General features: G+C 63.6%; 16 protein-coding genes. 5 read left to right on the forward strand and 11 right to left on the reverse strand.

Annotation, left to right across the window (positions count from 1 at the left end; translation table 11 throughout):
* Window positions 1–28 precede the first annotated feature (28 nt).
* Complete coding sequence (locus JY500_RS11235) at window positions 29–1,378, forward strand: hypothetical protein (RefSeq protein WP_206252376.1); 1,350 nt, start codon at window positions 29–31, stop codon at window positions 1,376–1,378.
* Window positions 1,379–1,387: 9 nt separating this feature from the next.
* Here the strand turns inward: JY500_RS11235 and JY500_RS11240 are convergent, their stop codons facing one another.
* The 6 genes from JY500_RS11240 to mltG all read right to left on the reverse strand — a co-directional run bounded on the left by JY500_RS11240 (window position 1,388) and on the right by mltG (window position 5,901).
* A complete protein-coding gene (locus JY500_RS11240) occupies window positions 1,388–2,020 on the reverse strand; it encodes an ankyrin repeat domain-containing protein (RefSeq protein WP_206252378.1) in 633 nt (210 codons plus the stop codon).
* On the reverse strand, window positions 2,020–2,790 hold the full coding sequence (locus JY500_RS11245) for a TatD family hydrolase (RefSeq protein ID WP_206252380.1): 771 nt from the start codon (window positions 2,788–2,790) through the stop codon (window positions 2,020–2,022). The genes JY500_RS11240 and JY500_RS11245 overlap by 1 nt, the downstream gene beginning before the upstream one ends.
* A gap of 87 nt (window positions 2,791–2,877) precedes the next feature.
* The gene (locus tag JY500_RS11250; protein ID WP_172200366.1) at window positions 2,878–3,243 is read right to left on the reverse strand and encodes a PilZ domain-containing protein; all 366 of its coding nucleotides are present in this window, start codon (window positions 3,241–3,243) and stop codon (window positions 2,878–2,880) included.
* Window positions 3,240–4,283 (reverse strand): DNA polymerase III subunit delta', encoded by a 1,044-nt coding sequence (holB, locus tag JY500_RS11255; RefSeq protein ID WP_206252382.1) that lies wholly within the window; start codon window positions 4,281–4,283, stop codon window positions 3,240–3,242. Before holB ends, JY500_RS11250 begins: the two co-directional genes overlap by 4 nt.
* Window positions 4,280–4,897, reverse strand: a complete 618-nt coding sequence (gene tmk, locus JY500_RS11260; protein WP_206252384.1) for a dTMP kinase — start codon at window positions 4,895–4,897, stop codon at window positions 4,280–4,282. Before tmk ends, holB begins: the two co-directional genes overlap by 4 nt.
* Window positions 4,894–5,901 carry an endolytic transglycosylase MltG gene (mltG, locus tag JY500_RS11265; RefSeq protein WP_206252385.1) on the reverse strand — a complete coding sequence of 336 codons (1,008 nt, stop codon included), beginning with the start codon at window positions 5,899–5,901 and terminating at the stop codon, window positions 4,894–4,896. The genes tmk and mltG overlap by 4 nt, the downstream gene beginning before the upstream one ends.
* A 126-nt stretch (window positions 5,902–6,027) precedes the next feature.
* Between mltG and ygfZ the strand changes: the two genes are divergently transcribed.
* Genes ygfZ through JY500_RS11280 form a run of 3 tightly spaced genes read left to right on the forward strand, consistent with a single transcriptional unit; the run spans window position 6,028 to window position 8,094 of the window.
* Window positions 6,028–7,068: a CAF17-like 4Fe-4S cluster assembly/insertion protein YgfZ gene (gene ygfZ / locus JY500_RS11270; RefSeq protein WP_206252387.1), complete on the forward strand. Its 1,041-nt coding sequence runs from the start codon at window positions 6,028–6,030 to the stop codon at window positions 7,066–7,068.
* A gap of 31 nt (window positions 7,069–7,099) precedes the next feature.
* Window positions 7,100–7,393, forward strand: coding sequence for a DUF4936 family protein (locus tag JY500_RS11275; RefSeq protein WP_206252389.1), 294 nt, complete (start codon window positions 7,100–7,102; stop codon window positions 7,391–7,393).
* Window positions 7,384–8,094: an NRDE family protein gene (locus JY500_RS11280; protein WP_206252391.1), complete on the forward strand. Its 711-nt coding sequence runs from the start codon at window positions 7,384–7,386 to the stop codon at window positions 8,092–8,094. The genes JY500_RS11275 and JY500_RS11280 overlap by 10 nt, the downstream gene beginning before the upstream one ends.
* Here JY500_RS11280 and JY500_RS11285 read toward each other — a convergent pair.
* From JY500_RS11285 to JY500_RS11300, 4 genes are read right to left on the reverse strand one after another with little or no spacing between them, the layout of a single operon-like run.
* Complete coding sequence (locus JY500_RS11285; protein WP_206252392.1) at window positions 8,091–8,531, reverse strand: GNAT family N-acetyltransferase; 441 nt, start codon at window positions 8,529–8,531, stop codon at window positions 8,091–8,093. The two genes, JY500_RS11280 and JY500_RS11285, sit on opposite strands and share 4 nt — an antisense overlap.
* Window positions 8,528–9,427 carry an LD-carboxypeptidase gene (locus tag JY500_RS11290; RefSeq protein ID WP_206252398.1) on the reverse strand — a complete coding sequence of 300 codons (900 nt, stop codon included), beginning with the start codon at window positions 9,425–9,427 and terminating at the stop codon, window positions 8,528–8,530. Before JY500_RS11290 ends, JY500_RS11285 begins: the two co-directional genes overlap by 4 nt.
* Before the next feature lie 13 nt (window positions 9,428–9,440).
* A complete protein-coding gene (tadA, locus tag JY500_RS11295; protein ID WP_246479592.1) occupies window positions 9,441–9,929 on the reverse strand; it encodes a tRNA adenosine(34) deaminase TadA in 489 nt (162 codons plus the stop codon).
* The gene (locus JY500_RS11300; RefSeq protein WP_206252400.1) at window positions 9,926–10,156 is read right to left on the reverse strand and encodes a DUF6116 family protein; all 231 of its coding nucleotides are present in this window, start codon (window positions 10,154–10,156) and stop codon (window positions 9,926–9,928) included. The genes tadA and JY500_RS11300 overlap by 4 nt, the downstream gene beginning before the upstream one ends.
* Between JY500_RS11300 and JY500_RS11305 the strand changes: the two genes are divergently transcribed.
* The gene (locus JY500_RS11305) at window positions 10,149–10,592 is read left to right on the forward strand and encodes a hypothetical protein (RefSeq protein ID WP_206252401.1); all 444 of its coding nucleotides are present in this window, start codon (window positions 10,149–10,151) and stop codon (window positions 10,590–10,592) included. The genes JY500_RS11300 and JY500_RS11305 overlap by 8 nt on opposite strands.
* Before the next feature lie 220 nt (window positions 10,593–10,812).
* On the opposite strand, the gene guaA is transcribed toward JY500_RS11305, so the two are convergent.
* Window positions 10,813–12,396, reverse strand: coding sequence for a glutamine-hydrolyzing GMP synthase (guaA, locus tag JY500_RS11310; protein ID WP_206252403.1), 1,584 nt, complete (start codon window positions 12,394–12,396; stop codon window positions 10,813–10,815).
* Between the last annotated feature and the right edge of the window lie 29 nt (window positions 12,397–12,425).

Raw genomic sequence — 12,425 nt, forward strand, 5'->3', positions numbered from 1 at the left:
GTGGTGACACCACTCGGGAGCCCACAACGTGCCCACCCCCCACGCCCAGCGCTCCAACAGCGCGTCGATCGCGTCCTGGCTCAATCAGCGCTGTGCGTGCGTGACCCTGAATCGCAGCCAGCTGCAGCGTGAGCTTTGTGGCGACCCGCAGGATGGCGCGTTGCTTGCGATGGTCGAGGACGCGCGCCCCAACCTTTTCTCTGACACCACCGTCTTTGTCGGCGAGCGTGATCTCGCAACGATGCGAGCCTTTGTGGCCGCGCACGAACGCATCGTTGCCCTGCCCGGATGGCAGTCCCGCGTGCTGGCCGACGCGCCTGCCAGCGCGGTCACCGAAAGCGCTGCGCGCAGCGTCTTCATGGGTTACGACTTCCATCTCGGTGACGACGGCCCCCGCCTGATTGAAATCAACACCAACGCGGGCGGCGGGCTGCTCAACGCCGCACTCGCTCGTGCCCAGTTTGCCTGCTGCAACGCGGTGCGAGGGGAAGGCGGAAAGCTTGAATGCGGTGCCGACGTCGCGACCGAGTTTCTGCACATGTTCCGCAAGGAATGGCGGCTTGCGCGCGGTGATGAGCCGCTGGCCCACATCGCGATCGTGGACGCGGCGCCGGCGTCGCAATACCTTCTGCCGGAATTCCTGCTCTTCCAGCGCCTCTTCGAGCGCGCGGGGATTCGCACCAGCATCTGCGACCCGGCCGAACTGCGGGTTCGCGACGGTCGGCTATACCTGGGCGACGACGGCATCGATCTGGTCTACAACCGCAGCACCGACTTCGCTTTCGACCAACCCGAGAGCGCCGCGTTGCGCCAGGCGTGGCTGGGCGACCTCGCGGTCATCACACCCCATCCACGCGCCCATGCGCTGTACGCAGACAAGCGGCATTTGGCATTGCTCTCCGACACTGACTTCCTTGCGTCGATAGGCGTTGCCGCAAGCGACATCGCCTTGTGTGAGCAAGTGGTACCAGCCACGCGCAGGGTTGAACGCGCCGAAGCCGACACGCTGTGGCAAACGCGACGCGAGTGGTTCTTCAAACCCGCAAGCGGTTTCGGAAGCAAGGCTGCCTATCGCGGCGACAAGCTGACACGACGGGTGTTCGACGAGATCCTGGCGGGCGACTACGTAGCGCAACGGATCGTCTCACCCTCGTCGCGCGTCAAGCGGGTTGACGGCAGTTCAATCGAGCTCAAGAGCGATTTGCGCGCCTACGCCTACTGCGGGCAGGTTCAACTCTTCGCCGCCCGTCTCTATCGTGGGCAAACGACGAACTTCCGCACGCCAGGCGGTGGCTTTGCCGCAGTGGCGTCGGTTCCCGAAGCCCAGCGCCACGCCCAGTGCGACGCACTTGAAGCACCGCAGGCTAAGAATCGGTGACAGCGGGTGCTAGTCGATCGCGCCCGCGCGGCGCAGACGGGAAGCCACCTCGGCGCGATCGTTGGCCAATGCCCAGCCTAGCGCGGTGACGCCGCGGTCGCTACGCAAGCGGATATCGGCACCCGCGTCGAGCAGCTGCTCGACGATTGCGAGATAACCACCACGCGCGGCCAGCATCAGCGCCGTCGCGCCGTTGTCGGCGCGCGCATCGACTTGCGCTCCGGCCCCGAGCAACCGCTTGACGATGGCCTCATGGCCCATGTACGCCGCGTAGTGGAGCGGCGACCAGGCATTCGGCACTTCCAGCGGCGCATTGGCGGTGATGAAGGCCTCCACAGTGTCGAGATGGCCGTTCATCGCCGCGAGTGAAATTGCGCTCTCACCGGCGCCGCTGCGCACGGCCGGGTTTGCGCCACGCGCGAGCAGCAGCGCCACCACCTCGGTCTGGCCCGTCCTTGCAGCCTGAATCAGGAGCGTGCTGCCACGGAAATCGAGGGCATCAACGGCGCCGCCTTCGTCGAGATAGTCCCGTACCACCGACACACGCCCCATTTCGGCACCGGTACGTGCGGCATCAAGACTGGTCGCCAGCGCGGGACCGGCAACCGTGAGCGCCAACAGCAGCGCCGGGACAAGCCTCATCAGCGGCCAGCCGCCGCGAACAGGCGGAAGAAGTTGTCGGTCGTTGCTGCCGCGACCTCATCGACCGAGATACCCCGCAGCCGCGCGATCTCGTGTGCGACATGCGGCACGTAGGCCGGCTGGTTGAGTTTGCCTCGATACGGAACCGGCGCCAGATACGGCGAATCGGTCTCGATCAACATGCGATCGAGCGGCATGCGTGTCGCAACATCCTTGATCTGCGCAGCGTTCTTGAAGGTAACGATGCCGGAAAAGGAAATGTAGAAGCCCAGCTCCATCGCGCCGGCGGCGACATCCCAAGACTCCGTAAAGCAGTGCATCACGCCGCCACATGCATCGGCGCCCTCTTCGCGCATCAACCGCAAGGTGTCATCCGCCGCATCGCGCGTATGCACGATCAGCGGCCTGCCACAGGCGCGGGCTGCGCGGATATGTTGGCGAAAACGCTCGCGCTGCCATTCCGGCTTGTCCTTGTGCCAGTAGTAGTCGAGCCCGGTCTCGCCAATCGCCACTACCTTCGGGTGCGCTGCGAGTGCTTGCAGACGCGCGGCATCCGGATCCTCACCCTCGGTGTGTTCCGGGTGCACGCCCACGGAGCAGAACACGTTGGGGCGCGCCTCCGCAATCGCGAGTACCCCAGGGAGGCGCTCGATGCTGACGCCAGCACAAAGCGCGTGCGTGACGCCCGCCTGATGCATATCGGCGAACAACTTCTCGCCAAGGTCGACCAGATCAGAGAAATCGATGTGACAGTGTGAATCTACAAACATGGCTATCCAAGCGCGCTACGAGAAGCACGCGACGGCCCGCCGACGCGATAAACGATCGCGGTGGCACGACGCGGCGCGAACGCCAAATCAGATGGTGTGGGTGGGGCGATTCGAGCCGATATGCGCGCCGAGCACTTGCTCAATCTTGGCGCGAACGGTGGAGCCGCTCTCGTCTTCGGTGAACTGCACGCCGACGCCCTGCGTACGACCGGCCTGGGCGTTGGGCGGCGTACACCAGACGACCTTGCCTTTGACCGGCAGCTTGGCCGGATCGTCCATCAACTGCAGCAGCATGAAGACTTCGTCGCCCAGACCATAGGTCTTGTTGGTCGGGATGAACAAGCCACCGTTGCGGATGAAAGGCATGTAGGCCGCGAACAGTGCGGACTTGGAGTTGATGCTGAGCGACAGCACCGCTGGACGCGCAATGGTCGATGGCTGGGGCGTACTCATGCGGTTCTCCCGGTAGCGAGGCGGCGACAGTATCGCAGCAGGGTATCTTCGAGCAGCAAGCGTGCGTTGAGCGGGTGCGCCGCCACGCGGCGCAGGTTCAGTCCATCATTGTAGCAACCGAGCGCTTCTTCGGCGTTCCAGCCGCGCGTCAGCCCACGCAAAGCGGATTCTGCATCGGTGAAATACCGAAGCGGCGCACCGCTGGCTGCTGCAGCCAGGTCGGCATACCAGCGCAACAACCAGTCGGCCAGGCGCGGCATGTCGAATGCGGCCGCCTGAGCATCCTTGCTTCGAAGCCAGGTATCCCATGTGCCGGCAAGTTCGACGGGGTCGCGTTGTGGCAGGGTCGTGATGTCCTTGACGAAGCGAGCGCGACAGGCCGCCAGCGGGCCGGACGAAAGTTCCTCTGCTGCAACCGGCATACCGCCAGCAAAGCCGAGCCAGGTCGCCGAATCCTTGATCCCCTGCTCAGCCAGCCAGGCCGACGCCTGAGCGGCATCCGGGGCTGGGAAATCCCAACGTTGCGCGCGGCTGCGAATGGTCGGGAGCAGCCGATCCGGCGCGCGCGTGATCAGAAGGAACAGCACGCCAACCGGCGGCTCTTCGAGCAGCTTGAGGAGCCCGTTTGCGGTCACGGCGTTCATGGCCTCCGCAGGGTCCACCAGCACCACGCGGCGATCGCCACGATGACCCTTGCGGGTGAGCGAGTCCTGGAGCTGCCGGATCTGCTCCACCTTGATCTGGCGTGACTTGGCACTTTCCTTGTCAGCCTCGCTGACGTCATCCGCGGCCTCGTCCGCCTCAGGCACGAGCCGGAACAGATCCGGATGGGTACCCGCTGCGCGCCAGGTGCAGGCCTCACACTCACCGCAGGCGTATCCCTCTGCGCCGGGCCGATCGCACAGCCTCGCAGCGGCAACCGCCTCGGCGAACTGGCGCTTGCCGCCACCTGGGGGGCCGGCCAGCAGCAAGGCATGGTGCCCGCGTTCGCCCGCGGCGGCCAGACGTGTCCACAGCGTTTGATGCCAGGGAAGAATCATGCGAAGAAGCGCTCCCGGATCACCTCTTCCACCTCTCGCTGAATGTCATCCGGCGTCCGGGTGGCATCCAGCACATGGAAGCGCGCGGAACAGTCACGAGCGCGCGCGAGGTAGGCGGCACGCACGCGCGCAAAGAAGTCGGCTTGCTCGCGTTCGAAGCGGTCGCCTTCGCTGCGGCTTGCCGCCATACGCGCGGCGGCGATCGCGGGATCCAGATCAAACAGGAAGGTCAGATCCGGCTGGCGATGGGGATGGACCCATTGCTCAAGCACGGCAAACTTGTCCGCGGCAAGGCCACGCCCGCCCACTTGGTACGCGTACGTCGCGTCCGAGAAGCGATCGCAGACGACCCACTGCCCGGCAGACAGCGCCGGCTCGATCTTCGCGGCCAGATGTTCCCGCCTCGCAGCGAACATCACCAGCGCCTCGGTCTCAAGATGCATCGGTTCATGCAGCGCCAGTTCACGCAGTTTTTCGGCCAACGGAGTACCGCCAGGCTCCCGCGTCTGCACGACCTGGAGGCCTCGGCCAGCGATCAATGCCACCGCGGCTGCGATCTGGGTGCTCTTGCCAGCACCGTCTATCCCTTCAAAGGTGATGAAGCGTCCGCTCATCGGTTGTTGCCCTTGCGTTTCTGATAGCGCGCGACGGCGCGATTATGTTCGTCCAAGGTACGGGAGAATTCACTCGACCCATCGCCACGAGCCACGAAATACAGGTAGGGCGTGCGCGGCGGGTGCAAGGCCGCAGCCAGCGCTGCCTCGCTCGGCATCGCAATCGGTGTTGGCGGCAAGCCGCGACGGGTGTAGGTGTTGTACGGCGTATCGGCCTGCAGATCGGCCTTGCGCAGGTTGCCGTCGAAATTAGGGCCGAGACCATAGATCACCGTGGGATCGGTCTGCAACGGCATACCGATCCGCAAACGATTGTAGAAAACCGACGCGATGCGTGGCCGATCCTCCGCGATACCGGTTTCCTTTTCGATCAGCGAGGCCATGATCAGCGCCTCGTAAGGCGAGCTGACAGGCAGATCCGGATCCCGCTTCGACCATGCACCATCGAGATGGCGGGCCATTGCGCGCTGGGCACGCGCGAGCAGCGCGAGATCGCTGCCGCCCTTGGCGTAAAAGTACGTGTCCGGCATGAACAAACCTTCGGCGTTGCTGGCGCTGACACCCAGGCGCGCAAGCACCTCCTGGTCACTCAGATTCGCCGTATCGGCTTTGAGCCCAGGCAGGCGAGCCAGCTCTTCGCGCAATCGGCGGAAGGTCCAGCCATCGACGAGTACGAACTCGCCTTGAGACGCGTCACCGCGAACCAGTTTCTGCAATAAGGTCCACGGTGTCACGCCCTCCAGAATCTCGTAGCTCCCTGCCTTCACTCGCGACGCATGGCCGCTTGCACGAGCCAGGGCTTCGAACAGCCATGGATTGATATCCACCCCGGACGCGGCGACCTGACGCGCCACCTGGCGCATCGAACTGCCCTGCTCGATCTCGATCTCCAACGGCGAGGAACGCAGCGCAAGCGGCGTGTTGACCCGCCACGCCAGCACCAGCGCGAAGATCAGGCCGAGGAGCGTGACAGCAAGCAACAAACGACGGAAGAAAAGGCGCATCAAGGGAACCGCGTGGCGGATTAAGGGCCGAATACGCAAAGGCGCCCCGCGGGGCGCCTCTTGTGGGCTCGTATAATAGCCCCACATCCGCTTTACCTGAATCCCGAAACGAGGATCGATCACTCCATGCAATCACCTTGGCTGCTGCACCTCGACCAGATTGGGGCCCGCTTTGCGGAAGACGCACCCGGCACGGTTTCCTTTTCGGACGACCCGCGATCGGAGGTTGCGCGTGCCGCAAGCGGTACCGTGGTGGTGCCGCTCACGCATTTGGGGACCTTGCGCGCCTCTGGCGAAGACGCTTCTGCCTTCTTGCACAATTTGATGTCGAACGACATCAAGAAGCTCGAACTGCATCGCGCCCACTGGAACAGTTTCAACAGCCCCAAGGGGCGGATGCTGGCCAGCTTCCTGGTATGGCGGGACGGCTCAGACTTCCTGTTGCAACTGTCGGCCGATCTGCTCGCGGCAATGCACAAGAAGCTCAGCATGTACGTCCTGCGCTCCAAGGTGCGGCTGACTGACGTGACACCCGAGTACGCGGCAATTGGCCTCGCCGGTCCGGCGGTCGCAACGACTCTGGACGCGGCAGGGCTGACGCTGCCGCCGGAAGCGATGAGCGTTTCCCAGGGCGGAATCCAGGTGATCCGCATCGACGCTGCTCGCGTTGAGATCCACGCCCCCGTCGCACAGGCCGGTGATCTGTGGAAGAAGTTCGTCGGCGCCGGAGCAAGTCCCGCTGGCACAGCAGCCTGGCGTTGGCTGGACATCCGCGCCGGCGTCCCGGTGGTCACGCAGGCAACCCAGGACGAATTCGTCGCCCAGATGCTCAACTTCGAGCTGATTGGCGGCGTCAGTTTTCAGAAGGGCTGCTACCCCGGCCAGGAAATCGTTGCGCGAACGCAGTATCTCGGCAAGCTGAAGAAGCGCATGTTCCGTGCGCAGGTGGCAAGCGTTGAGCCGCCGCGCGCCGGAGACGATCTTTTCGCGCCAGATTTTGGCGAACAGTCCTGTGGCAAGATCGTCACCGCGACGCCCGCGCCAGACGCCAGCTATGAAGTACTGGCGGTATTGCAGCTTTCAAGCCGCGAGGCCAACGAAGTGCATCACGCCACGCCAAGCGGCCCGCTGCTGAAGTTCGAGCCCCTGCCCTACACGGTCTCGTAACAAGCGCACCAAGCTCAAGCCCCAAAACGCTGTGAGCCACCTCTACATCTACTACCGGATCCAGCCTGGCGCCGACGACACGGCGTCGGTGCTGGCGCACGCACTGCTCGCCTCGCTCGCCCCGCATGCGCGTCATGCCCGTCTGATGCGCCGTGCCGACGATCCCGATACCTGGATGGAGGTCTACGAAGACGTGACCTCAGCCTCCGTGCTCCTTGCAGCACGCGAGCACGCTGTCGCGAACAGTGGCCTTGCTGAATTCATCGTCGGCGGTGCAATGCATGTGGAGCACTTCGTGCCACTGGAAGCACCAACGTGTGCCTGATTCTCCTGGCCTGGCAAACGCACCCCGACTTTCCGCTTCTGGTCGCAGCAAACCGCGACGAGTTTCATGATCGCCCGACACAGGCCGCGCATTGGTGGCCCGATGAACCTCGGATCTACGCTGGCAGGGATTTGCGCGCTGGCGGAACCTGGATGGGCGTCACACGAAACTGCCGCTTCGCCGCGCTGACGAACATCCGTGCGCCTTCGCGGCAGCGAAGCGATGCGCGCAGCCGAGGCGAGATCGTCACAGCCGCCTTACGGGCGCGGTGCATCGACGCTTTCCTGCTTGATATCGAGCGCACTGCCCACCAATACAATGGCTTCAATCTGCTCGTGGGTGACCGCGAAACGCTTTGGCACTTCAACAGTGAGCAGGCGCGCGCGGAGCGCGTCGCGCCCGGCATCCACGCGCTATCCAATGCCAGCCTCGACACACCCTGGCCCAAAGTGATCCGAGGCTCAAACGCACTCGCCGAAGCGGTCGAGCGACGCGCCGATCCCGAGGACCTGTTCACGCTGCTTTCGGACGACCGTCTCGCACCCGACGACTCGCTGCCGAACACTGGCGTACCGCTGGACTGGGAGCGTTGGCTGTCGGCTATCCGGATTGCCGCGCCCGGATACGGTACCCGAAGCCAGTCCGTCGTGGCATTACCGCATGCCGGGGAGCCTCAATTGATCGAGCGCGTGCTGATCTAGCGCGCGGCCAGCGCCAAGCTCATCGGGACGTGAGGAATCCCCGCCTCCCAGAATCCATCGCCATCGATCTGAAATCCGAGCCGCTCATAGAAACCCGCTGCGCTCTGCTGCGAGTTCAGCGCAACATGCGCATGCCCGGCCTCGCGGGCCGCGTCGATCATCCAGTGCATTAGGGCCAGTCCGACACCGCCGCCACGCCACTGCGCGAGCACCGCGACGCGGCCGATATGGCCGTCCGGAAGAAGCCGCGCAGTGCCGATTGGGGCTCCCGCCCTATCAAACGCCAGTGCATGCACACAGAGTGGATCCATCTCATCCCACTCAATTTCGGCGGGCACGTGCTGCTCCTCAACGAAGACCGTCGTGCGAACGGCCCTCAGCAAGTGTTGCTCGCTGGACCAATCTGCGCGGCGTACCGCAAAGGCCCGCTCGTTCATGACTTCGTTACTCCTTCAAGCCGGTAATCGAGGGACCAACCGCCCTCATCACTTTCCAGCGCCGCGATCCCACCAAACGGCAGCGACAACTTGTCCGCGACATGGCCGAAAGGCAGGCCGGTCAATATCGGCACATCGAATCGCTCACGCAGGTAACGCACCATCGCATCGAAATCAAAGCCATTATCGGTAGCGCCGGGACGGTAGCCGCCGAAGTCGCCAAGCAGCAGCGCACGCTGACGGTCGAGTACACCGGCAAAATGGAGTTGATGCAGCATGCGTTCGATCCGGAACGGCGGCTCGGCCACGTCTTCAAGGTAGAGGAAGCCACCATCAACCACGGGCATCCACGGCGTGCCGACCAGATGCGCCAGCATGCTCAGGTTGCCGCCCCAAAGGGGGCCCTCAAGCGCACCACACCACCCCTGTGCCACGTCGATCCGCAGCCCGTCGTGTCCGGTCTCGAGCATCCGACCAAAGTGTTCAAGGGTGAAATCACTCACTGATTCCGCCCCAAAATCGGATACCACCATCGGCCCGTGCAGGCTAACGCCACCAGCACACAACAGACCGCATTGAAGTGCCGTGAAGTCACTGTGTCCGACCCACACCTTGCCGCTGCCCGCCAAGCGCGCGAAATCGATGCGATCGAGCAAGCGGGTGAGCCCATAGCCGCCGCGTAGCGCAACAGCGACGTCGACCCGAGAGTCTGCCGCGATGCGTTCTATCGCCGCCAACCGAGTGTCGTCGTCGCCCGCAAAGCGGGTGTCACAGCACAGTAGCGACTCGTCGAGCACGACGGTGTGGCCAAGGCCGCGCAAGCGCTCGGCCGCGCGCTCAACGGCCTGCGTATCACGACTGAAGCCCGAGGGCGCAAAAAAACCGAAACAGGCCATAGCAGGCGGAGCCTCAGTTGGTATCGCGGCGTTTGCGCCGCGCCGCGAAGAAGGCGGAAAGCATCGCACCGCATTCGCTGGCCAGCAAGCCACCGCGAATGCCGGCATGGTGGTTCAGCTGCGTCTGAGCATAAAGATCCATCACGCTTCCAGCCACGCCGGTCTTCGGATCTGTTGCACCAAATACGATGCGTTCAACGCGCGCGTGAAAGATCGCACCGGTGCACATCACGCACGGTTCCAGGGTCACATACAGCGTCGTGCCCGGCATGCGGTAGTTCTGAAGCACCTGCCCGGCGTCGCGCAGCGCCATCACCTCAGCGTGCGCGGTCGGATCGTTGGCGAGGATGGGCTGATTGAAGCCGCGGCCGACGACGCGCCCGTCCAGCACGACCAGGGCACCAACCGGCACTTCACCCGCGTCCGCTGCCTGTCGCGCAAGCGCGAGCGCCTCGCGCATGAAGGATTCATCCGCGGCGTCAAACAAAGCGTCTTGATTCATCGTTCTGTTGTCGGTGCGTCCGGTTCCCGCCGCTTGCGTATGGACCCGAGCAGCAGCGTTCCGAGCGCCAGCAGCAACTCATCGACGAAAGGAATGAAGTCCGGGATCAGCAGATCAAAAACGAACAGCGCTAGCGTCAAAAGAAAGAGCTGCGGGAAGCGCAGCCGTTCAGCGAAGCGCAGCAGCGCGCCAGGCAGCAGGCGCAGCAAGAAGCCGGGAATGGCCATCGAAGTCTCCCAGAGCCAGTCGTCAGCCGCAGAGCGGCCAGCGACCGAGAATTTCGTAGGGGCGCCCGGAGCCTATCCGATTGCGGATCAATACAAACTCGTGCGCGGTCCAGCAGATCGGCTCAATAGCGCGCTCAGGTACGACCTGCGCGTCGTACGCAAGCGTCAGGTGGGGCGTGGCAACAGCACCACCGGGGACCCGCATTGCTGCCGCGAGCTCGGTGCCCAGGTTCGTAGCGCCGGTATTACCGCCTTCGCCCCTCAATACGACGGGCACAGCGTCGCCGGGTGGTTTGCGCCCGGCGAAACTCAATGCGCGTTCAAGGCTAAGGGCAACAGCACTTCGGCGGATCTGAGCAGCAACACGCGTCGCGGTGTTGGCGAGCACCTCGGATTGATCCGCCGGGATCCTTACACCCCACAGCGAAACGTGTAGCCGATCAACCCGCTGCATCCGGCCTGAGAGTCGATACTCGCTATGGAGTAGCTGCGCAGCCTCCATGATCGCCGGGATGACATCCGATGATGGCTGAAGTGCGAAGAACAAGTCGTCGCGCGGCACCCGCTCGGAAGGTGCTTCAAAGCCCGCCAGCGCCAGCTGGCCGGCCCCTGCACCCCTGTTTTTCCTCATTGGCGCCGCGCGCGCGGAAACGCAGTTATTCCCACTCGATCGTCGCCGGCGGCTTGCCGGAAACGTCGTAGACGACGCGATTGATGCCACGCACTTCGTTGATCACGCGGTTCGAAACGCGACCCAGCAAGTCATACGGCAGATGCGCCCAATGGGCCGTCATGAAGTCGTGCGTCTGAACCGCGCGCAGCGCGACAACGTAATCGTAAGTCCGTCCGTCACCCATTACGCCGACGCTCTTGACCGGCAGGAAGACCGCAAAGGCTTGGCTGGTGAGTTCATACCAAGTCTTACCGGAGTTCTCATCGACCGTCTTGTGCAGCTCTTCAATGAAGATCGCGTCCGCACAACGCAGTAGATCGGCGTATTCCTTCTTCACTTCGCCAAGGATTCGGACGCCGAGGCCTGGCCCCGGGAACGGGTGGCGATAGACCATGTTGTGCGGCAGACCCAGCGCGATGCCGAGTGCGCGGACTTCGTCCTTGAACAACTCGCGCAGCGGTTCGAGCAACTTGAGGTGCAGCGTATCCGGCAGCCCACCCACGTTGTGGTGGCTCTTGATCGTGGTGGCCTTCTTCGACTTCGCGCCACCAGACTCCACGACGTCCGGGTAGATCGTACCCTGCGCGAGCCACTTGGCGTTCGAAAGCTTTGCAGATTCGCTCTGGAAGACTTCAACAAATTCCTTGCCGATGATCTTCCGCTTGGCTTCGGGGTCGGTCACACCAGCCAGCTTGCCCATGAACTGCGCCGTCGCGTCCACATGGATCACCTTCACACCCATGTTGCGCGCGAACATATCCATCACCATCTCGGCTTCATTGAGCCGCAGCAGGCCATGGTCAACGAACACGCAAGTCAGCTGATCGCCGATCGCACGATGCAGCAGCGCCGCAGCAACGGAGGAATCGACGCCGCCCGAGAGGCCGAGGATCACTTCTTCGTCGCCCACCTGCGCGCGGATCTTCTCGACCGCTTCGGCGATGTAGTCACTCATGATCCAGTCCGCCTTCGCGCCACAGATATCGCGCACGAAGCGGTTGATGATCTCGGCACCCTGCAGCGTATGCGTCACCTCAGGATGGAATTGGACGGCGTAGAAGCGGCGGTCCTCGTCGGCCATCGCCGCAACCGGACACGATGCGGTCGAGGCCATCAGCTTGAAGCCCGGCGGCAACTCGGTGACCTTGTCGCCATGACTCATCCACACCTTGAGCATGCCGTGGCCTTCGACCGTACGGAAATCTTCGATACCGTCGAGCAGCTTGGTATGGCCGTGTGCGCGGACCTCGGCGTAACCGAATTCGCGAACCGTACCCGGCTCCACCTTGCCACCCAGTTGTTGGGCCATCGTCTGCATGCCGTAGCAAATGCCGAAGACGGGCACGCCGAGTTCGAACACCGCTGACGGCGCCTTGTCGTTGGCCTCTTCGTAAGCGGACATATGGCTGCCGGACAAGATTACGCCCTTGGCGCCAAAGCCACGGACGAAGTCATCGGAAACATCGCAGGGGTGGATTTCGCAATAGACGTTCGCCTCACGCACGCGCCGTGCGATGAGTTGTGTGACCTGGGAGCCGAAATCGAGAATCAGGATCTTGTCGTGCATGGCGGGCTTCGGAGTTGGGTACTGCACTT

Origin of the sequence: Niveibacterium microcysteis, assembly GCF_017161445.1 — a bacterium.
Lineage (GTDB): Bacteria > Pseudomonadota > Gammaproteobacteria > Burkholderiales > Rhodocyclaceae > Niveibacterium > Niveibacterium microcysteis.